The organism is Caballeronia sp. LZ033 (genome assembly GCF_031451265.1).
Classification (GTDB): Bacteria; Pseudomonadota; Gammaproteobacteria; order Burkholderiales; family Burkholderiaceae; genus Caballeronia.
The window spans coordinates 123748-142675 of sequence record NZ_JARUXQ010000001.1 but is presented as its reverse complement, the minus strand read 5'-3'; the positions used below and the strand labels follow the sequence as shown (position 1 = coordinate 142675).

Genomic DNA, 18928 nt, shown 5'->3' with positions numbered 1-18928 from the left:
GGGTGGCAAGCGAGCCGATGATACGGCCGTTCGGGCGTCGCCTGCCCGCCACGCGCCCGCCCGCTCAGGCGTGCTGCAAGGTGAACACCGCTACCGCGTGCTTCAGCTGCTCGGCCTGATCGGCCATCGCGCCGGCGGCCGCGGCGGCCTCTTCGACCAGCGCCGCGTTCTGCTGCGTCACCTGATCCATCTGCGCGACGGCCAGGTTCACCTGCTCGATGCCCGAACTCTGCTCGTGCGATGCCGACGAAATCTGCGCCATGATGTCCGTCACGCGCTGCACGGCATGGGTGACCTCAGCCATCGTCGTGCCGGCGCGTTCGGCGAGCGCCGCGCCGCTGTCGACACGCGCCGTGGACGCCTCGATCAGTTCCTTGATTTCCTTCGCCGAGGTCGCGCTGCGCTGCGCGAGCGCACGCACTTCGCCCGCGACCACCGCAAAGCCGCGCCCTTCTTCTCCGGCGCGCGCCGCTTCCACCGCCGCATTCAGCGCGAGGATGTTGGTCTGGAACGCGATGCCCTCGATCACGCCGATGATGTCCGTCATGCGCCTCGACCCGGCGGCCAGCTCGCGCATGGTGCCGGCCACATCGCCGACGAGTTCGCTGCCGCGCGCCGAGATGTCGGATGCGCCGCGCGCGAGACCGCTGGCCTCATCTGCGTGATCGGCGTTCTGGCGTACCGTCTGCGTGAGCTGCTCCATGCTTGACGCCGTTTCCGCGAGCGACGCCGCCTGTTCCTCGGTGCGCTGCGACAGATCCGTGTTGCCCTGCGCGATCTCGCGCGACGCATGCAGGATCGAATCGCTCGAATGACGAATGCCGCCGACGATGTCCGCCAGTTTCACGCTCATGTTGCCGAGGCTCGCGAGCATGCTGCGCTCGTCGCCGGGACGCGTGGCGACACGCGTGGTCAGGTCGCCGCGCGCGATGCGGTCGGCGATGTCCGCCGCATAGCCCGGCTCGCCGCCGAGCTGCGCCGCCAGGCGCCGGCCGATCAGCACCGCGAGCAACGCGCCCGCGGCCATCGCGCCGAGCACCAGCGCCAGCATCACGGCGCGCATCGTCTCGTACTCCGACGCCGCATGCTGGCGCGCCTCGGTCGCGCGCTTGCGCTTGAAGTCGGCGAGCCGCTCCAGCGAAGCGCGCGCTTTCTCGCTCGACGCGATCGCGCGGCCAATGAGGCCCATCTGGTCGACGTCGATCGGCATGGGCTTTTTGCCCATCTGCATCAGCACAATGTCCTCCCACGCCGACACCGACTGATGCGCGGCATCGTAGAGCGCGGCGCCTTCGGCGGAGAGAATCGTCGGACGCACGCGTTCGAAGGCGCGGTGCATGTCGTCGAGCGACGTCGACATGCCTTCCTTCAGTTTGGTCTTGCCGGCGTCGTCGGCGAAAGTCAGGTTCGCGGCGGCGAGGTCCGTGTCGAGCTTGTGCTTGTTGATTTCCTCGACCCAATACACCCCGTCCAGATGACGTTCGCCGATCTCGCCGATCAGGCCGTTCATCTTCGCGAGCGACACCACGCCGGTGGCGCCCACGCACGCAGTGAACAGGATCACCACCGCGAACGACAGCAACAGCTTGTTGAGCACGGACAGGCGGTCAAACCATTTCATCGATGTCTCCTCTTGCACGCTCCACGGACGGCGTCCATGGACAGCGCAGCGCGAACGCCGGTCCGCGCACAGCGTGGTTACGGCTGGGCGTCGGACGTTCTTGAGTGCGTATGGAGGAGATAACGCGGGCGGGATATGCGCTGGAAGGCGCCTGTAAACAAGTGATCCAGAAGCAGGGATTTCAGGCCGCTGCGATCTGATTGCAGCGGCTGAGTCCAGACCTTCCCTTGATTGAGAGTTCTCTGATAGGGAGGGGGAAACGCGGCACGTATGCTGTTTGTGCGCGTGTGTCGATGTTCGCGCACGAAGTTGGCACATTCCGTTCGCGCATGGTGTCGTTGCAACTCTCCGATTCCCGCCCATGGCCTCCCCGGCTTGGGCGTTTTTTTTGAGCGATCGGTTTGCGTTTTGACTGTGGCGTGAGACCGCCACAGTCATGCCCCCAAAAGCCGCTTCCCGCTTACTGCCGTACCGGCTTCTTCGCCAGCTTGCGCTGCAGCGTGCGCCGATGCATGTTGAGCGCGCGCGCCGTCGCGGAGATATTGCCGTTGTTTTCGGCCAGCGCCCGCTGGATATGTTCCCATTCGAGCCGCGCCACGGACAGCAGCGTCGGGTTCTCGATGGCTTCCTCGGCCGTCTGCTCGCTGGCCTGCTCGTGGAGCGCCGCGAGAATCGTCTCGACGTTCGCCGGCTTCGCCAGATAGTTGTCCGCGCCGTCCTTCACGGCCTGCACCGCCGTCGCGATGCTCGCGTAACCGGTCAGCACGAGAATGCGCGCATCGGGTTGCAGATCGCGCAGCGGCGCCACCAGCCGCAGGCCGGAATCGTTGCCGAGATGCAGGTCCACCGTGATCTGCCCGAACTTGTGCTGGTTCGCGAGCTTCAGGGCTTCATCCGCGTCGTGCGCCTGATGCGCGGTGTAGCCGCGCCGCGTGAGACCGCGGGCGAGGATGCCGGCAAAGACTTCGTCGTCGTCGATGATCAGAAAGTTGGTATCGCTCATGCTGTTTTCTCCGTGATTCACCCGTAGCGTCCCGATTCGAGTTCAGGCCGCCTTGCTTCGTTCAGTTCGTTCCGCCTGCGCCGCCGCGCCGCGATTCGGCAGACGCAGCACCGCGCGCGTGCCGTGCGGCTCGCCATCGTGCAGTTCGATCGATCCGCCCAGCCGCGCCGCCGCCGCGAACGCCAGATACAGACCGACGCCATGTCCGCCCTGCGTGCTGTCCACCGGCGCCGCGCCGAGCGCCACGCGCAACGCGGGCGGAATGCCGGGGCCGCGGTCGGCGACGTCGAAACGCACGCACGGCGCGGCATCGATGGTTTCGGCGCTCGCCTGCAAGGTCACTGATTCACTGCTGGCGCGCGCCGCGTTGTCGAGCAGGATGGTGAGGATCTGGCCGACGGCCACCGGGTCGTCGATCGACGCCTCCGCGGGCGCCGCGCCAATCTGCGCGAACTTCACCTGCGGATGCCGCAGCCGCCATTGCTCGATGAAGCTGGCGAGCCATTCGTCCAGCGCCTGGCGGCTGGACGGTCCGGTCGCGCGGCTGCGCAGGCGCGCGAGCGCCGACGTGCACAGCGCCATCTGCTGTTCGAGCAGTTCGAAATCCGCGGCGTAGGGCGCGAGGTTGCGGTCGTGGGCGGCGGAATCGCGCAGTTCCTCGGACAGCATCGCGATGGTCGACAGCGGCGTGCCCATTTCGTGCGCCACCGTGGCGGCCTGGACGCCGAGCGCCACGGCCCGTTCGTCGCGCAGGTGGCGCTGCTGGGCGTCGGCGAGGGCGGCGTCGCGCACGCGCAGCGCCCGCGACATGCGCGCGACGAACCAGCCGATCAGCCCGACGCTTACCATGAAGTTGACCCACAGCCCCATGCGGAAATAGTCGAACAGGTTGGCCGGGTTCTCCATATTGAGCGGCACGTAGTTGTAGCTGAGCAGCGCGTAGCAGGCGACGGCGAACAGCGCGAGGCAGGTCATCATGACCCACGGCAGGATCGCGGCGGCAATGGCCAGCGACGGCAGATAGAGCGTGACAAACGGATTGGTTGCGCCGCCCGAGAGGAACAGCAGGGCCGAGAGCGCGCCGAGATCGACGCACATCTGGCCGAACAGCTCCATGTTGGTCTCCGGCCGTGCCCGCGAGACCCGCAGCCAGGTGAGGCCGTTGAACAGCATTTCGAGCGCGATGACGAGCAGCATGGCCGGCAGCGGCAGTTTCGCGCCGTAGAAGATCTGCACGACGGCGATGCTCGTCAGCTGGCCGATGATCGCGAGCGAGCGAAGCCAGAAGAGATGACCGAGATTGACCCGTCCGGTGGTGGTTATGCGATGCATCTGATTGAGTATCCGTCGACGCGTGGCGGAACGCCGGGCACAGGCGTGCGCCCTGGCGACATTATCCCGCTTGCATCAGGCTTGCAGCGGCATCTGGCGCGATTTGTCGCACCCGGGCGGCACGGCATGCGCTCTGCTAACCGGGAAGGCCGGCACGCTCGAGCGCGGCTGCAAGACACGACGGACACAGGCACGTAGCGCCCGCCTGCAGCCGGTCGGGCGGCAATGCCGGAAGCGCCGCGCACCAGCAGGCCGGGTCGCCGGCCAAAACGCCGCAGCGAAACGCCGCGCCGCAAATCGCGCAGGTCTGTGCGCCGGCCGGCGTGACCGGCGGCGTCTGTGCGGCGGTCTTTTCGAAAGCCATGTTCATCATCTCGTCACGGTTCTGCCTGAACGATGATCGCATGCCCGGCAGCCCGCCGGAGACGCTGAGGCGGCACGCGGCAATTCGTCCTGCTGCGTCGCGTCAGTCCTGTACAATTCCGCGTGTTTAAACGCTCCTCGCCTCATTTGCCGCCATGTCCGAGCTTCCCGACCTCACGCAAATCGCCCCGACCCTGAAGGCCGAAATCCTGGCCGAGGCGCTGCCCTATATCCGTCAGTATCACGGCAAGACGGTCGTGATCAAATACGGCGGCAATGCCATGACCGAAGAGCGCCTCAAGCAGGGCTTCGCGCGCGACGTGATCCTGCTGAAGCTGGTCGGCATCAATCCGGTGATCGTGCACGGCGGCGGTCCGCAGATCGACCAGGCGCTGAAGAAGATCGGCAAGCAGGGCACCTTCATCCAGGGCATGCGCGTCACCGACGAAGAAACCATGGAAGTGGTCGAATGGGTGCTCGGCGGCGAAGTGCAGCAGGACATCGTCACGCTGATCAATCACTTCGGCGGTCACGCGGTGGGCCTGACCGGCAAGGACGGCGCCCTGATCCACGCGCGCAAGCTGATGATGCCGGATCGCGATAATCCGGGCCAGTTTATCGACATCGGCCAGGTGGGCGAAGTCGAGGCGATCAATCCGGCTGTCGTGAAGGCGCTCCAGGACGACGCGTTCATTCCGGTCATCTCGCCCATCGGCTTCGGCGAAGACGGCCTCTCGTACAACATCAACGCGGACCTCGTCGCGGGCAAGCTCGCCGTCGTGCTCAACGCCGAAAAGCTCGTCATGATGACGAACATCCCCGGCGTGATGGACAAGGAAGGCAACCTGCTTACGGACCTGTCCGCACGCGAGATCGACTCGCTGTTCGCGGACGGCACCATCTCCGGCGGCATGCTGCCGAAGATCTCCTCCGCGCTCGACGCCGCGAAGAGCGGCGTGCGCTCGGTGCACATCATCGACGGCCGCATCGAACATTCGGTGCTGCTCGAAATCCTGACCGAACAGCCGTTCGGCACGATGATCCGCTCGCATTGAGCCGCATCGCATCCCTCCCGACGCCCGCCCCGCGCGGGCGTTTTCTTTGGCGCCCGGCAACAACACCATGACTCCGCAACGTCCCGCTCGCCGTCGTCACGTGAAAACGCGCGGCCCTGTCTGGCTCTTCGACCTCGACAACACGCTCCATCACGCTTCGCACGCCATCTTCCCGGCGATCAACCGCGGCATGACGCAGTACATCATCGACCGGCTGGGCGTGGACATCGACGAAGCCAACCGGCTGCGCGTCGGCTACACGGTGCGCTACGGCGCGACGCTGCTGGGTCTCGTCAAGCATCATGGCGTCGATCCCGCCGACTTCCTGCGCGTGGTGCACACCTTTCCCGACCTGCCTTCGATGGTGCGCGCCGAGCGCGGCCTCACGCGCATGCTGCGCGCCTTGCCGGGCCGCAAGATCGTGCTCACCAACGCGCCGACGCTCTATGCGCGCGCGGTCATGGCGGAACTGGGCATCGGCCGGCTGTTCGAGCGCGTGATCGCCATCGAGGACATGCGCGAAGGCGAGCGCTGGCGCGCCAAGCCCGACGCGACGATGCTGCGCCGGGAAATGCGCCGCGCCCACGTGCATCTGCGCGACGCGATCCTGGTCGAGGACACGCGCGGACATCTGAAGAGTTACCGGCGGCTCGGCATCCGCACGGTGTGGATCGTCGGGCACTTGCCGGTGGCGAAGACCTCGAGCGGCGGTTTGTCGACGCGCCTGCCGGGCATCGGACGGCCGCATTACGTGGACCGCACGGTGCGCTCGCTGCGCGCACTGACGCTCGGCATGCGCGGCAGCGCAATGCGCTGAGCCAGGCGCCGCCCCGGCGGCCTTATGACGTTTTCCGCTATACTTCCTCGCTAACGAGATTTTCTCGTACCACTCACACGCGCCGATTTGCTGACTCGATTGCGGGCGCGCGAACCTCACGGGGCATCATCGCGAGGTTCACTATAAATGCGGCTAAAGAGGTCGTCAGCCGCGCACGCTTTCCCTCGCGCATCGCCGACACCCGTTTAGCCGCTCGAACAAGGCGGAATGAATGGAATCGATCGGCATCGTCACGCCCCAGACCCTGCGCTTCACCGAGCCGCTTGCCATGCAGAACGGCTCGTCGCTCGCCGACTATGAACTGGTCGTCGAAACCTATGGCGAACTCAACGCCGCGCGCTCGAATGCCGTGCTCGTGTGCCATGCGCTCAACGCCTCGCATCACGTCGCGGGCGTGTATGCCGGCGAACCGAAGAACGTCGGCTGGTGGGACAACATGGTCGGGCCGGGCAAACCGCTCGACACGAACCGCTTCTTCGTCATCGGCGTGAACAATCTCGGCTCGTGCTTCGGCTCGACCGGCCCGATGAGCGTCGATCACGCCACCGGCAAACCCTACGGCGCGCGCTTTCCCGTCATCACGGTGGAAGACTGGGTGCATGCGCAGGCCCGCGTGGCCGATCGCTTCGGCATCGAGCGCTTCGCAGCGGTGATGGGCGGCAGTCTCGGCGGCATGCAGGCGATGGCGTGGAGCATGATGTATCCGGAGCGGCTCGGGCATTGCATCGTCGTGGCCTCGACGCCGAAGCTCTCCGCGCAGAACATCGCGTTCAACGAAACGGCGCGCTCCGCGATCCTCTCCGATCCCGACTTCCACGGCGGCGACTACTACGCGCACGATGTGAAGCCGCGCCGCGGCCTGCGCGTCGCGCGCATGATCGGCCACATCACCTATCTCTCCGACGACGACATGGCCGTGAAATTCGGCCGCGCGCTGCGGCGAGCCGAAGGCGCGCTCGATGCCTACAACTTCAACTTCGACGTCGAGTTCGAAGTGGAGTCGTATCTGCGCTATCAGGCGGACAAGTTCGCGGAATACTTCGACGCGAACACCTACCTGCTGATCACGCGCGCGCTGGATTATTTCGATCCCGCGAAGGCCTTCGACGGAGATCTCACAAAGGCGCTGGCCAACACGCAGGCCAAGTATCTCGTCACGAGCTTCACGACCGACTGGCGTTTCGCGCCGGCGCGCTCGCGCGAGATCGTCAAGGCGCTGCTCGACAACAAGCGCACGGTGAGCTACGCCGAAATCGATGCGCCGCACGGCCACGACGCCTTCCTGCTCGACGACGCGCGCTATCACAACCTGATGCGCGCCTATTACGAGCGCATTGCCACGGAGATCGGCGCATGAACCAGAACACACTCGATTCGCTCGCGCTGCGTTCGGATTTTCGCGCCATCGCGCGCTGGGTGGAGCCGCGCTCGACCGTGCTCGATCTCGGCTGCGGCGACGGCTCACTGCTCTCGCTGCTCGGCGAGGAGCTCGACGTGACGGGCTATGGCATCGAGATCAACGATGCCGGCGTGCTCGCGTGCGCGCAGAAGGGCGTGAACGTGATCCAGCAGAATCTCGAAGACGGCCTGCGGCTCTTCGAGGACGACAGCTTCGACTTCGCGGTCCTCTCGCAGACCTTGCAGACCATTCACCAGACGGCCGCGATCCTGCGCGAAACCGTACGCGTCGGACGTCAATGCATCGTGTCGTTTCCGAATTTCGGCTACTGGCAGCACCGGCTCTCGGTATTGCAGGGACGCATGCCGGTGTCGCGCTCGCTGCCCTATCAATGGCACAACACGCCGAACGTGCGCGTGCTGACCATCGAGGACTTCGAGGCGCTGGCGCCGGAAGTGGGCATCAAGATCCTGGATCGCGTGGTGCTGCATGGCGGGCAGGTGGTCCGTTGGGGCGCGAACTGGCGTGGTAGTCTTGCGGTCTATCGCGTGAAGCGCCGGTAAAAGCCGCCGGTGCGCTCACGCATCGACCACTGCCCGTACACGACATGCCCGATACGCCACACGAGGCGCCCGCTCTAACCGCTCACGAAGAACATCCAGGCTGGCGCGCGTTTCTCAACACGCGCATCCTCATCTGCGTCTTTCTCGGCTTCACGTCCGGATTGCCGCTGTTCACGCTGTTCAGCCTGTTGCAGGCCTGGCTCACCACCGCTCACGTCAATGTGAAGGAGATCGGCCTGTTCGCGCTGATCGGACTGCCGTACACGTGGAAGTTCGTCTGGTCGCCGCTGATGGACCGCTTCGTCCCGCGCTTTCCGGGCTGGCGTCCGGGCCGGCGGCGCGGCTGGATGTTCGTCACGCAAGTGCTCGTCATGCTGGCGATCGGCTCGTTCGGGTTCTTCTCGCCGGAACAGAACATCTGGTCCGTGGCGGCAGTGGCCGCGCTGGTGGCGTTCTTCGGCGCCAGTCAGGATATCGTCATCGACGCCTACCGGCGCGAACTGCTCGCCGACACCGAGCAAGGCCTCGGCAATGCCGTCCATGTCAACGCCTACAAGGTCGCGGGGCTGGTGCCCGGCTCGCTGTCGCTGATCCTCGCGGGCTTCCTGCCGTGGAAGACGGTGTTCATCATCACCGCCGCCTTCATGCTGCCGGGGCTCATCATGACCCTCGTCGTCAAGGAGCCGCAGATTCACGGCACGCCGCCGAAGAGCCTGCGCGAAGCGATCGTCGAGCCGTTTCACGAATTCGTCACGCGCGACGGCTGGCGCGCCGCCCTGCTCGTGCTCGGCTTCATCTTCCTGTACAAGCTCGGCGACACCATGGCGACCGCGCTCGCCACCAAGTTCTTCCTCGACATCGGCTTCTCGCTCACGCAGATCGGCGTGATCGCCAAGGCGGTCGCGTTCTGGGCAAGCATCGCGGGCGGCCTGCTCGGCGGCATTGCGCTGGTGAAGATCGGCATCGCGCGCGGGCTGTGGATCTTCGGCGCATTGCAGATCATCGCGACGCTCGGCTTCGCGTGGCTCGCGAAGATCGGGCCTTCGCCGCTGGCGCTCGCCGTGCTGTACGGCTTCGAAACCTTCGCGACCGGCCTCACGCTCGCCACCTTCACCGCGTACATTGCGAGCACCACGGACCCGCGCTACACCGCGACGCAATTCGCGCTTTTCACAAGCCTCGCGGCCGTGCCGCGCACCTTTGCCGCAGCGGGCAGCGGCTATCTCGTGAGCGAGGCCGGCTGGTTTCCGTACTTCCTGATCTGCGTCGCGCTGTCGCTGCCGGGCATGTTACTGTTGCCCAAAATCGCGCCCTGGAGAACTCAACGATGACGGTGTCTTACTCGCGCCGAGCCTTGCTTTGCGTACTGGCATGGGCGACTTGCGCGCCCTTGTCCGCGCACGCTCAGGACGAGAAGAGCATGCCGGCGCCGTACACCGCGCCGAACAACCAGATTCGTTTCGGCAATACCGCACTGTTTCGCAATCTGATTCCGCCCGCGACGCTCGAAGCACAATCCGCGCAGGAATACGCGCAGGTCATCCACGACGCCCAGCGCGACAAGACGCTTCTGCCGGACACGAATCCGCTGGTCAAGCGCGTGCGCGACATCGCGAATCACGAGATTCCGTTCGCGCTCAAGTGGAACGACCGCGCGAAGAACTGGAAGTGGGAAATCAACGTCATCAAGTCGTCCGACGAGCGCATGGTGTGTCTGCCGGGCGGGAAGATCATCGTGTATAGCGGGCTGATCGACAGGCTTCATCTGAACGACAACGAGATCGGCATGATGATCGGCCACGACATCGCCCACGCGCTGCGCGAGCACGCGCGCGAGCGGCTCGGCAGGCAGCAGGCCGCGCAACTGGGCGCGGGCGCGATGCCGCAGTATCTGGGTTTGTCGAACTATGGGTCGCAACAGCCGGATATCGGCGACCAACTGATGTCGATGCGCTATTCCCCCGCCGACGAAACCGAGGCCGATGTCATCGGCAGCGAGATTGCATCGCGCGCGGGCTACGATCCGCGCGCAGCCGTCACGTTGTGGAACAAGATCGATACCGGCACGCGCCGCAGCGACGACGGTTTCATCTGGCTGCATCCCTACGGGCCGGACCGCAGGCAGGATCTGCTCAAGCGCATGCCGGACATGATGCCGCTGTATGCGAAGGCGGTCGGCAAGACCATCGACCAGTTGCCGAACTATGCGGGACTCGGCCGGTTCAAGAAGTCCGGCCGCTGAGCCCCGCCTGCATTACTTCTTCTTGCCCAGTTTCCAGTCGTAATCGACGGTCAGCGGCGCATGATCGCTGAACTTGATGTCGCGGAAGACCGAGGTCTGCTTCGCCGTGGCGGCCACTTCCTGCGTTGCGATCTGATAGTCGATACGCCACCCGACGTTCTTCGCATACGCCTGGCCGCGATTGCTCCACCACGTGTACTGCTCGGGGCGCGTGTCGAGGGTGCGGAACACGTCGACATAGCCGACGTCGTCGAAGAGCTTCGTGAGCCACGCACGCTCCTCGGGCAGGCAGCCTGAATTCTTCTGGTTGCTCTTCCAGTTCTTGATGTCGATTTCCTTGTGAACGATGTTCACGTCGCCGCACACGATCACTTCGCGCTCTTGCGAAAGCTCGGTGAGATGCGGCATGAACTCGTCCATGAAGCGATACTTCGCCTGCTGGCGCTCGTCGCCGCTGGAGCCGGACGGCACGTACACGGAGACCACCGAGAGCTTGCCGAAGCGCGCTTCCACATAGCGCCCTTCCGGATCGAATTCCGCCGAGCCGAAGCCAATGATCACATCGTCCGGTTCATGGCGCGTGTACAGGCCCGCGCCGCTGTAGCCCTTCTTCACCGCATGCTGGAAGTAGCCTTGAAAGCCGTGCGGCGCGAGGAATTCGGGCGTCAGGTCGTCCTGCGAGCACTTGATTTCCTGCACGCACACGACGTCGGATTTCTGCTCGCCGAACCAGTCGAAAAAGCCTTTCTTCGCGGCCGAACGGATGCCGTTGAGATTGGCGGTGATCACGCGGAACATACGCTTCCTTTTTGTTGGGTTCGTTGCCTGGGTTGTTCTTCTCGATCTTCCCGACTCATTCCACCTTCACGCCCTTCAGCGATTCCTTTGCCGCCGGGAATTCCAGCTTCATGCCCTGCATCGTGCGCAGCAGCAGTTCCGCCACCATCAGGTTGCGATGCGTCTTCGAGTCGGCCGGAATGATGGTCCACGGCGCTTCTTCCGTCGAGGTCGCGCCGAGCGCGGCGGCGTAGGCGTCCTGATACGCGTCCCATTGCTTGCGCGCTTCGAGGTCGGAGACATCGAACTTCCAGTGCTTGGTCGGATCGTCGATGCGCGCCTGCAGCCGTTCGCGCTGCTCGTCCTTCGAAATATGCAGGAAGCATTTGACGATCGTCGTGCCGCTGTCCGCGAGCAGCGCCTCGAAGTCGCGGATATGACGATAACGGCGCTCGCATTCGTCGGCGTCGATGGTCTTCAGCACGCGCGGCACGAGCACGTCTTCGTAGTGGCTGCGGTTGAAGACCGCGAATTCGCCGGCCATCGGCGCCTGCGCGTGCACGCGCCACAGGAAGTCATGCGCGGCTTCGCGTTCCGACGGCGCGCGAAACGGCACGATGCGCAAGCCGAGCGGATCGACGTCATGGAACACCGCGCGCACGGTGCCGTCCTTGCCGCTCGTGTCCATGCCTTGCAGCACGAGCAGCACGCGCTGACGACGCTGCGCATGGAGCTTTTCCTGCAGGTCGTCGAGCTGCGCGCCGATCGCCGCGAGCCGTTCGCGGTCCGCGTCCTTCGAGCCGAGCGAGAACGGCTTCGCGGCGGGATCGACGGCGCTCAGGTCGAAGGGCTTCAGCTTCTTGTCCGCGTCGAAGAAAGGGACGCGGAAATCGTCCAGTTCAGGTTTCTTTGCCATGTCTGTTCTTTGGCGTCGCCAATGAAAACGGGCTGCGGCCAGGCTTAACCGGCAGCAGCCCGTTCATGCGTGATTCGGATGCTCAGGATAGCTTCTTCTTCAGCAATTCGTTGACTTGCTGTGGGTTGGCTTTGCCCTTTGTCGCCTTCATCGCCTGGCCGATCAGCGCGTTGAACGCCTTTTCCTTGCCGGCGCGGAATTCCTCGACCGACTTCTGGTTCGCCGCGAGCACGTCGTCGATGATCGCTTCGAGCGCGCCGGTGTCCGAGATCTGCTTCAGTCCCTTCGCCTCGATGATGCGGTCCGCCGCGCCTTCGTCGGTGGCCTTCTCTTCCCAGATCGACAGGAAGATGTCCTTGCCGATCTTGTTCGAGATGGTGCCGTCCGCGATGCGCTGGATGATCAGCGCCAGTTGCGCGCTCGACACCGGCGACTCGCCGATCTCCAGCGACTCGCGGTTCAACTGGGCCGACACATCGCCCATGATCCAGTTCGCGGCGATCTTCGCCTGGTTCGCGCCGGCCTTCTGCACGAGCGCCTCGAAGTACGACGCCATCGCCTTCGATGCCGTCAGCACGCCCGCGTCGTACGGCGTGAGGCCGTAGGACTCGACGAAGCGCTGCTGCATGTTCGCCGGCAGCTCCGGCATCTCGCCCTTCACGCGCTCGATCCACGACGCCTCGATCACCAGCGGCATCAGGTCCGGGTCCGGGAAATAGCGGTAATCGTGCGCGTCTTCCTTGCTGCGCATTGAGCGGGTTTCGCGCTTGTCCGGGTCGTACAGACGCGTCTCCTGCACCACCGTGCCGCCGTCCTCGATCAGTTCGATCTGGCGGCGCACTTCATACTGAATGGCTTCTTCGAGAAAGCGGAACGAGTTCAGGTTCTTGATTTCGGCGCGCGTGCCGAACTCGGCTTGCCCCATCGGCCGGACCGAGACGTTCGCGTCGCAGCGGAACGAGCCTTCCTGCATGTTGCCGTCGCAGATGCCGAGCCACATCACGAGACCGTGCAGCGCCTTCGCATACGCGACCGCTTCCGCGGCGCTGCGCATTTCCGGCTCGGTGACGATCTCGAGCAGCGGCGTGCCCGCGCGGTTCAAGTCGATGCCCGTCATGCCCGCGAAGTCTTCGTGCAGCGACTTGCCCGCGTCCTCTTCCAGATGCGCGCGCGTCAGGTTGACGGTCTTCGAATAGGCTTCCTTGCCGGCCTTTTCGTTGGCCGGCACCTGGATCGTCAGCTGTCCGCCCTGCACGACCGGAATCTCGTACTGGCTGATCTGATAGCCCTTCGGCAGGTCCGGATAGAAGTAGTTCTTGCGCGCGAAGATGCTGCGCGGCGCGATGTGCGCGCCGATGGCGAGGCCGAAGCGGATCGCGCGCTCCACGGCGCCGCGGTTCATCACCGGCAGCACGCCGGGCAGCGCGAGATCGACGGGGCTGGCCTGCGTGTTCGGCGCCGCGCCGAACTGCGTGGCCGTGCCGGAAAAAATCTTGGAGACGGTGGAAAGCTGCGCGTGCGTTTCCAGACCGATGACGACTTCCCACTGCATGATCAGACTCCCGCTGCCGATGGTGCCTTACGGTGCCAGTCGGTCGCGCGCTGATACGCGTCAGCGACCTGGAGCATCCGGGCTTCGTTGAAATAGTTGCCGATGATCTGCAGGCCGACCGGGCGCTGCGCGTTCGCGCCCGCGCCGAAGCCGCACGGCACGCTCATGCCGGGCAGGCCCGCGAGACTCACGGACAGCGTGTAGATGTCGGCGAGATACATCTGCACGGGATCGTCGGCCTTTTCGCCGAGATTCCACGCCACCGACGGCGCCACCGGCCCCATGATGACGTCGCACTTCGTGAACGCTTCCTGGAAGTCACGCGCGATGATGCGGCGGATCTTCTGCGCCTGCAGGTAGTACGCGTCGTAGTAGCCGTGCGACAGCACGTAGGCGCCCACCAGGATGCGGCGCTTCACTTCCGGCCCGAAGCCCTCCGCGCGCGACTTCTTGTACATGTCGAGCAGGTCGCGGTAATCGGCCGCGCGATGCCCGTAGCGCACGCCGTCGAAACGCGACAGGTTCGACGACGCTTCCGCCGGCGCAATGATGTAGTACACCGGGATGGAGAGCTCGGTCTGCGGCAGCGAGACGTCGACGAGCGTGGCGCCGAGCGCTTCGTATTGCTTCAGCGCGGCGTCGATGGACGCGCGCACGTCGTCGGCCAGGCCCGCGCCGAAATACTCCTTCGGCAAGCCGATGCGCAGGCCCTTGAGCGGCTGGCTCGCGTCGTCCGAACCGTTCCAGCTCGTGCCGAGATGGCGCGTGTAGTCCTCGCTCTCGCGTTCGAGGCTGGTGGAATCGCGCTCGTCGAAGCCGGACATCGCGTTGAGCAGGAGCGCGCAGTCGGCGGCGCTCTGCGCCATCGGGCCGCCCTGATCCAGCGACGACGCGAACGCGATCATGCCGTAGCGCGACACGCGGCCATACGTAGGCTTGATACCCGTGATGCCCGAGAACGACGCGGGCTGGCGGATGGAACCGCCGGTGTCGGTGCCGGTCGCGGCAGGCGCGAGACGCGCGGCCACCGCCGCCGCCGAACCGCCCGACGAGCCGCCCGGCACGGCCTTCGTATCCCACGGATTCTTGACCGCGCCGAAGTACGAGTTCTCGTTCGACGAGCCCATCGCGAACTCGTCCATGTTGGTCTTGCCGAGCGTGACCATGCCGGCCTGCTTCAGGCGCGCGACGACGGTGGCATCGAACGGGCTCGCATAGTTTTCCAGCATGCGCGAGCCGGCCGTGGATGCCCAGCCGCGCGTGACGAACACGTCCTTGTGCGCCACCGGCACGCCGGTCAGCGCGCCGGCATTGCCCTGGGCGATGAGCGCGTCGGCGGCCTTCGCCTGTTCGAGCGTGAGTTCGCGATCCACGCCGATGAACGCATTCAGGTCCTTCGCGGCCTCGATGCGCTGCAGATACGTTTGCGCCAGCTCGACTGCGGAGATGTCCTTCGAGTCGAGCGCGGCGCGCAATTCGGTCAAGCTTTTTTGATGCATTGCAGTTCCCTGATGGGCGCGGTCCTGGTGTGGCCGCGCGCGATGTCGCTGTGTCGCCCAGTCCGGCGCAGGGCGCCGGCGGCCGTGACTTATTCGATCACCTTGGGCACGAGATACAGGCCGTCCTGCACGGCAGGCGCGGAACGCTGGAACTCTTGGCGATCAACGCGCTCTGAGACAGCGTCGTCGCGCAGACGCAGCGCGACTTCCTCGATCTGTTCGATCGGATGCGCGAGCGGTTCGATGCCGGTCGTATCGACGGCCTGCATCTGCTCGACGAGGCCGAAGAAGTCATTGAGCCGCGCGAGTGTGGGTTCGGCTTCGTGGTCGGGCAGTTCGAGCCGCGCCAGATGCGCGATGCGTTTTACGTCGGTCAGGGTCAAAGACATGGGATCACCGGAGAAAAGCGTGGACAGCCCCAGTTGCGAAAACTCTAGCTGCGTCAGCCAGTTACGAATCTGGAAGGAGCCCTCGGAAGCAGGCTTGGGGATGACGGCGGATGCCATCCATTTCCTGTAGATGCCCCCAAATTATAAGGTATCATTACACGTTCGACTCACCTCTGGATCGGCCTGTCAGCGGCTTTCTCCCTGGATTCGTCCCTTGCGAGAAACGTTTGCATCGGACCATCCAATCTGCGGTAGATTTTCTCCCGGTTTTGCAGCTTGCGGCGTCGGTTCGCCGCCCCGCAAACCGTTACTTTTCCGCTGCCGTTTCCGGCGCTCCGAGCGACGAACGGCCATCCCCAGCGAGACAGGATTTTTGAATGTTCGGTTTTTTGCGCAGCTATTTCTCCAACGACCTGGCGATTGACCTCGGCACCGCCAACACGCTGATCTACATGCGCGGCAAAGGCATCGTCCTCGACGAGCCCTCGGTCGTTTCCATTCGCCAGGAAGGCGGTCCCAACGGCAAGAAGACCATCCAGGCGGTCGGCAAGGAAGCCAAGCAGATGCTCGGCAAGGTGCCCGGCAACATCGAAGCCATCCGGCCGATGAAGGACGGCGTGATCGCCGACTTCACCGTCACCGAGCAGATGATCAAGCAGTTCATCAAGACCGCGCACGAATCCCGCATGTTCTCGCCGTCGCCGCGCATCATCATCTGCGTGCCGTGCGGCTCCACCCAGGTCGAGCGCCGCGCCATCAAGGAAGCCGCGCACGGCGCCGGCGCCTCCCAGGTGTACCTGATCGAAGAACCCATGGCCGCGGCCATCGGCGCGGGCCTGCCCGTGTCGGAAGCCACCGGCTCCATGGTGGTCGACATCGGCGGCGGCACGACGGAAGTCGGCGTCATCTCGCTGGGCGGCATCGTGTACAAGGGCTCGGTGCGCGTGGGCGGCGACAAGTTCGACGAAGCCATCGTCAACTACATCCGCCGCAACTACGGCATGCTGATCGGCGAGCAAACCGCCGAAGCCATCAAGAAGGAAATCGGCTCGGCCTTCCCCGGCTCCGAAGTCAAGGAAATGGAAGTCAAGGGCCGCAACCTCTCGGAAGGCATTCCGCGCAGCTTCACTATTTCGAGCAATGAAATTCTCGAAGCGCTGACGGATCCGCTGAACCAGATCGTGTCGTCGGTGAAGATCGCGCTGGAACAGACGCCGCCGGAACTCGGCGCGGACATCGCCGAGCGCGGCATGATGCTGACGGGCGGCGGCGCCCTCCTGCGCGACCTCGACCGCCTGCTCGCCGAAGAAACCGGCCTGCCGGTGCTCGTCGCCGAAGACCCGCTGACCTGCGTGGTGCGCGGCTCGGGCATGGCGCTCGAGCGCATGGACAAGCTCGGCAGCATCTTCTCCTACGAGTAAGACGCTCCGTGCCGCTCCGTGGCAGTGCCGCCGCAACGCCCGCTGATACTTGCGCGGACACCCGTCCGCGGACAATCTGCGCGGCCTCCGGCACGGCCACTACAATGTCCCGCGTAACGCGACGCGAACACGGTCCGGCAGGCGTCCGGGCCGTTGTCGAACCCGCGTAGGGCAGGCCCCGCTTCGAGCGGCCAAGCCTGCAGCATCGATCCATCCGTTCACGCCCTCGGCGCCGACCATGGAATACAGTCCGCCGCCCCTTTTCAAGCAAGGCCCTTCCGCGCTCGCGCGCCTGATCTTCTTTGTGGTCCTCGCGATCGCACTGCTCGTCTCGGACGCGCGTTTCAGCACGCTGGAAATCGTGCGCGGCATGCTCGGCGCGGGGCTCTATCCGCTGCAGCGCGCCGCGCTCGTGCCGCGCGACATCTTCATGGGCGCGGCGGATCTCGCCGTGACCAGCGCCACATTGCGCAGCGAGAACAAGAAGCTCGCCGACAAGAACCTCGAACTCTCCGTGAAGGCCGGCGACGCGGCGCAACTCGCCGTCGAGAACGCGCATCTGCGCGCGCTGTTGAACCTGCAATCGCGCGCCTCGACCGACGAAACCCCCGCCGAGATCCAGTACGACACGCGCGATCCCTTCACGCAGAAGGTCGTGATCGGCAAGGGTTCGCAGCAGAACATCCAGGACGGCGCGCCGGTGGTCACTGAAGACGGCGTGATCGGCCAGGTGACGCGCGTGTTCCCGTTGCAGTCGGAAGTCACACTGCTCACGGACAAGGATCAGGCCGTGCCGGTGCAGATCGCCCGCACGGGCTTGCGCAGCGTCATCTACGGCACGCCGAAGGGCGACACGCTCGACCTGCGCTTCGTGCCCATCAGCGCCGACGTGCAGGCCGGCGACGACCTCGTGACCAGCGGCCTCGACGGCATCTATCCGCCGGGGCTGCCGGTCGCGAAGGTGCTGCGGGTCGACAAGCAGGCCGACACGGCGTTCGCACGCGTGGTCTGTGTGCCGGTGGCGGCGGTGCGCGGCGCGCGCCAGCTGCTCGTGCTGCACTACAACCGTAACGAGCCGCCGAATCCGGTCGAAGTGGAAGCTGCCGCCGCGGCCAAGGAAGCGAAGGAAAACAAGGGCAAGAAGAAGCCCGCGGCGAAATCGGCGGCGGTGGCAGCCGGGGCCAGCGGCGCATCGGCGCCAGCTGCGGGCTCCGCGCCCGCAGCGGCGGAAAAGCCCGCAGGGAAGCCGGCTGAAAAACCCGCCGCGAAGTCCGCCGCGCCGAAGGCGGCATCGAATCCGGCGGCGCGGCCGTCGAAGAAAGCGCACATGCCCAAGCCCGCGTCATCGGGAGCCGCGCGATGAACCGCCCGCAATACATCCTGCAGCCGGTCAATCCGTACTTCATCACCTTCAGCCTGGCCGCCGCCTTCCTGCTGAACCTGATGCCGTGGGGACGCCTGATCGGCGTGCCGGACTTCGTCGCGCTCGTGCTGCTGTTCTGGAACGTGCATCAGCCGCGCAAGGTCGGCATGGGCATCGCGTTCATGCTGGGCATCCTGATGGACGTCCACAATGCCAACCTGCTGGGCGAGCACGCGCTGGCCTACACGCTGCTGTCCTACGGCGCGATCACCATCCACCGTCGCGTGCTGTGGATGGCGCTGCCGGTGCAGATGTTCGTCGTGGCGCCTTTGCTGGTCGGCGCGCATCTGGTGCCGTTCGTGATCCGCCTGATGACGGGCGCCGCCTTTCCGGGCTGGAGCTATCTGATCAACGGTTTCGTGGAAGCGCTGCTGTGGCCGGTCGCGAGCTTCTTCCTGCTGATGCCGCAGCGCCGCGCCGCCGATCCGGACGACACCCGCCCGATCTGACCGGCCCCGCCGCCGCAATCTGGCGCCAGCCGATGCAGCGCCCGCGCGCGGACTACACTTGAATCGCGAGACCCGAGCCGACCGGA

Annotated in this window: 18 protein-coding genes; 9 read left to right on the top strand and 9 right to left on the bottom strand. The window is 65.3% G+C overall.

What is annotated here, in order from left to right; translation table 11 throughout:
- Positions 1-64: 64 nt before the first annotated feature.
- From QCE62_RS00690 to QCE62_RS00675, 4 genes are all read right to left on the bottom strand, one after another.
- Positions 65-1621 carry a methyl-accepting chemotaxis protein gene (locus QCE62_RS00690; protein ID WP_309913150.1) on the bottom strand — a complete coding sequence of 519 codons (1557 nt, stop codon included), beginning with the start codon at positions 1619-1621 and terminating at the stop codon, positions 65-67.
- Positions 1622-2081: 460 nt separating this feature from the next.
- Positions 2082-2624 (bottom strand): response regulator transcription factor, encoded by a 543-nt coding sequence (locus tag QCE62_RS00685; protein ID WP_309806955.1) that lies wholly within the window; start codon positions 2622-2624, stop codon positions 2082-2084.
- A gap of 42 nt (positions 2625-2666) precedes the next feature.
- Positions 2667-3956, bottom strand: coding sequence for an ATP-binding protein (locus QCE62_RS00680; RefSeq protein ID WP_309913148.1), 1290 nt, complete (start codon positions 3954-3956; stop codon positions 2667-2669).
- 136 nt (positions 3957-4092) lie between these two features.
- Positions 4093-4320, bottom strand: a complete 228-nt coding sequence (locus QCE62_RS00675) for a cysteine-rich CWC family protein (protein ID WP_309913145.1) — start codon at positions 4318-4320, stop codon at positions 4093-4095.
- A gap of 154 nt (positions 4321-4474) precedes the next feature.
- Between QCE62_RS00675 and argB the strand changes: the two genes are divergently transcribed.
- From argB to QCE62_RS00645, 6 genes are all read left to right on the top strand, one after another.
- Complete coding sequence (gene argB, locus QCE62_RS00670) at positions 4475-5374, top strand: acetylglutamate kinase (RefSeq protein ID WP_309806951.1); 900 nt, start codon at positions 4475-4477, stop codon at positions 5372-5374.
- A 67-nt stretch (positions 5375-5441) separates the two neighbouring features.
- Positions 5442-6191, top strand: coding sequence for a pyrimidine 5'-nucleotidase (locus tag QCE62_RS00665; protein WP_309913142.1), 750 nt, complete (start codon positions 5442-5444; stop codon positions 6189-6191).
- A 232-nt stretch (positions 6192-6423) separates the two neighbouring features.
- Positions 6424-7569: a homoserine O-acetyltransferase gene (locus QCE62_RS00660; RefSeq protein ID WP_309913140.1), complete on the top strand. Its 1146-nt coding sequence runs from the start codon at positions 6424-6426 to the stop codon at positions 7567-7569.
- On the top strand, positions 7566-8174 hold the full coding sequence (gene metW / locus QCE62_RS00655; RefSeq protein ID WP_309913138.1) for a methionine biosynthesis protein MetW: 609 nt from the start codon (positions 7566-7568) through the stop codon (positions 8172-8174). The genes QCE62_RS00660 and metW overlap by 4 nt, the downstream gene beginning before the upstream one ends.
- Before the next feature lie 44 nt (positions 8175-8218).
- Positions 8219-9505 carry an AmpG family muropeptide MFS transporter gene (locus QCE62_RS00650; RefSeq protein WP_309913136.1) on the top strand — a complete coding sequence of 429 codons (1287 nt, stop codon included), beginning with the start codon at positions 8219-8221 and terminating at the stop codon, positions 9503-9505.
- Between the two features lie 89 nt (positions 9506-9594).
- Positions 9595-10416, top strand: coding sequence for a M48 family metallopeptidase (locus tag QCE62_RS00645; RefSeq protein WP_309913135.1), 822 nt, complete (start codon positions 9595-9597; stop codon positions 10414-10416).
- 12 nt (positions 10417-10428) lie between these two features.
- Here the strand turns inward: QCE62_RS00645 and QCE62_RS00640 are convergent, their stop codons facing one another.
- The 5 genes from QCE62_RS00640 to gatC all read right to left on the bottom strand — a co-directional run bounded on the left by QCE62_RS00640 (position 10429) and on the right by gatC (position 15549).
- The gene (locus QCE62_RS00640; RefSeq protein ID WP_309913133.1) at positions 10429-11214 is read right to left on the bottom strand and encodes an exodeoxyribonuclease III; all 786 of its coding nucleotides are present in this window, start codon (positions 11212-11214) and stop codon (positions 10429-10431) included.
- 55 nt (positions 11215-11269) lie between these two features.
- Positions 11270-12109 (bottom strand): PPK2 family polyphosphate kinase, encoded by an 840-nt coding sequence (locus tag QCE62_RS00635; protein ID WP_309913131.1) that lies wholly within the window; start codon positions 12107-12109, stop codon positions 11270-11272.
- Between the two features lie 82 nt (positions 12110-12191).
- A complete protein-coding gene (gene gatB / locus QCE62_RS00630) occupies positions 12192-13664 on the bottom strand; it encodes an Asp-tRNA(Asn)/Glu-tRNA(Gln) amidotransferase subunit GatB (protein WP_309919516.1) in 1473 nt (490 codons plus the stop codon).
- Positions 13664-15160, bottom strand: a complete 1497-nt coding sequence (gene gatA, locus QCE62_RS00625; protein ID WP_309913129.1) for an Asp-tRNA(Asn)/Glu-tRNA(Gln) amidotransferase subunit GatA — start codon at positions 15158-15160, stop codon at positions 13664-13666. Before gatA ends, gatB begins: the two co-directional genes overlap by 1 nt.
- Before the next feature lie 89 nt (positions 15161-15249).
- Positions 15250-15549: an Asp-tRNA(Asn)/Glu-tRNA(Gln) amidotransferase subunit GatC gene (gene gatC / locus QCE62_RS00620; RefSeq protein WP_309811305.1), complete on the bottom strand. Its 300-nt coding sequence runs from the start codon at positions 15547-15549 to the stop codon at positions 15250-15252.
- Between the two features lie 377 nt (positions 15550-15926).
- Between gatC and QCE62_RS00615 the strand changes: the two genes are divergently transcribed.
- From QCE62_RS00615 to mreD, 3 genes are all read left to right on the top strand, one after another.
- The gene (locus QCE62_RS00615; RefSeq protein WP_004189550.1) at positions 15927-16970 is read left to right on the top strand and encodes a rod shape-determining protein; all 1044 of its coding nucleotides are present in this window, start codon (positions 15927-15929) and stop codon (positions 16968-16970) included.
- Between the two features lie 238 nt (positions 16971-17208).
- The gene (mreC, locus tag QCE62_RS00610; RefSeq protein ID WP_309913127.1) at positions 17209-18333 is read left to right on the top strand and encodes a rod shape-determining protein MreC; all 1125 of its coding nucleotides are present in this window, start codon (positions 17209-17211) and stop codon (positions 18331-18333) included.
- The gene (mreD, locus tag QCE62_RS00605; RefSeq protein ID WP_309806941.1) at positions 18330-18842 is read left to right on the top strand and encodes a rod shape-determining protein MreD; all 513 of its coding nucleotides are present in this window, start codon (positions 18330-18332) and stop codon (positions 18840-18842) included. The genes mreC and mreD overlap by 4 nt, the downstream gene beginning before the upstream one ends.
- The last annotated feature ends 86 nt before the right edge of the window (positions 18843-18928 follow it).

What these genes read in the sequence shown, in the direction of transcription:
- QCE62_RS00690 (WP_309913150.1), bottom strand. Translation starts at nt 1,621, where the DNA reads ATGAAATGGTTTGACCGCCTGTCCGTGCTCAACAAGCTGTTGCTGTCG.
- QCE62_RS00685 (WP_309806955.1), bottom strand. Translation starts at nt 2,624, where the DNA reads ATGAGCGATACCAACTTTCTGATCATCGACGACGACGAAGTCTTTGCC.
- QCE62_RS00680 (WP_309913148.1), bottom strand. Translation starts at nt 3,956, where the DNA reads ATGCATCGCATAACCACCACCGGACGGGTCAATCTCGGTCATCTCTTC.
- QCE62_RS00675 (WP_309913145.1), bottom strand. Translation starts at nt 4,320, where the DNA reads ATGGCTTTCGAAAAGACCGCCGCACAGACGCCGCCGGTCACGCCGGCC.
- argB (WP_309806951.1), top strand. Translation starts at nt 4,475, where the DNA reads ATGTCCGAGCTTCCCGACCTCACGCAAATCGCCCCGACCCTGAAGGCC.
- QCE62_RS00665 (WP_309913142.1), top strand. Translation starts at nt 5,442, where the DNA reads ATGACTCCGCAACGTCCCGCTCGCCGTCGTCACGTGAAAACGCGCGGC.
- QCE62_RS00660 (WP_309913140.1), top strand. Translation starts at nt 6,424, where the DNA reads ATGGAATCGATCGGCATCGTCACGCCCCAGACCCTGCGCTTCACCGAG.
- metW (WP_309913138.1), top strand. Translation starts at nt 7,566, where the DNA reads ATGAACCAGAACACACTCGATTCGCTCGCGCTGCGTTCGGATTTTCGC.
- QCE62_RS00650 (WP_309913136.1), top strand. Translation starts at nt 8,219, where the DNA reads ATGCCCGATACGCCACACGAGGCGCCCGCTCTAACCGCTCACGAAGAA.
- QCE62_RS00645 (WP_309913135.1), top strand. Translation starts at nt 9,595, where the DNA reads ATGCCGGCGCCGTACACCGCGCCGAACAACCAGATTCGTTTCGGCAAT.
- QCE62_RS00640 (WP_309913133.1), bottom strand. Translation starts at nt 11,214, where the DNA reads ATGTTCCGCGTGATCACCGCCAATCTCAACGGCATCCGTTCGGCCGCG.
- QCE62_RS00635 (WP_309913131.1), bottom strand. Translation starts at nt 12,109, where the DNA reads ATGGCAAAGAAACCTGAACTGGACGATTTCCGCGTCCCTTTCTTCGAC.
- gatA (WP_309913129.1), bottom strand. Translation starts at nt 15,160, where the DNA reads ATGCATCAAAAAAGCTTGACCGAATTGCGCGCCGCGCTCGACTCGAAG.
- gatC (WP_309811305.1), bottom strand. Translation starts at nt 15,549, where the DNA reads ATGTCTTTGACCCTGACCGACGTAAAACGCATCGCGCATCTGGCGCGG.
- QCE62_RS00615 (WP_004189550.1), top strand. Translation starts at nt 15,927, where the DNA reads ATGTTCGGTTTTTTGCGCAGCTATTTCTCCAACGACCTGGCGATTGAC.
- mreC (WP_309913127.1), top strand. Translation starts at nt 17,209, where the DNA reads ATGGAATACAGTCCGCCGCCCCTTTTCAAGCAAGGCCCTTCCGCGCTC.
- mreD (WP_309806941.1), top strand. Translation starts at nt 18,330, where the DNA reads ATGAACCGCCCGCAATACATCCTGCAGCCGGTCAATCCGTACTTCATC.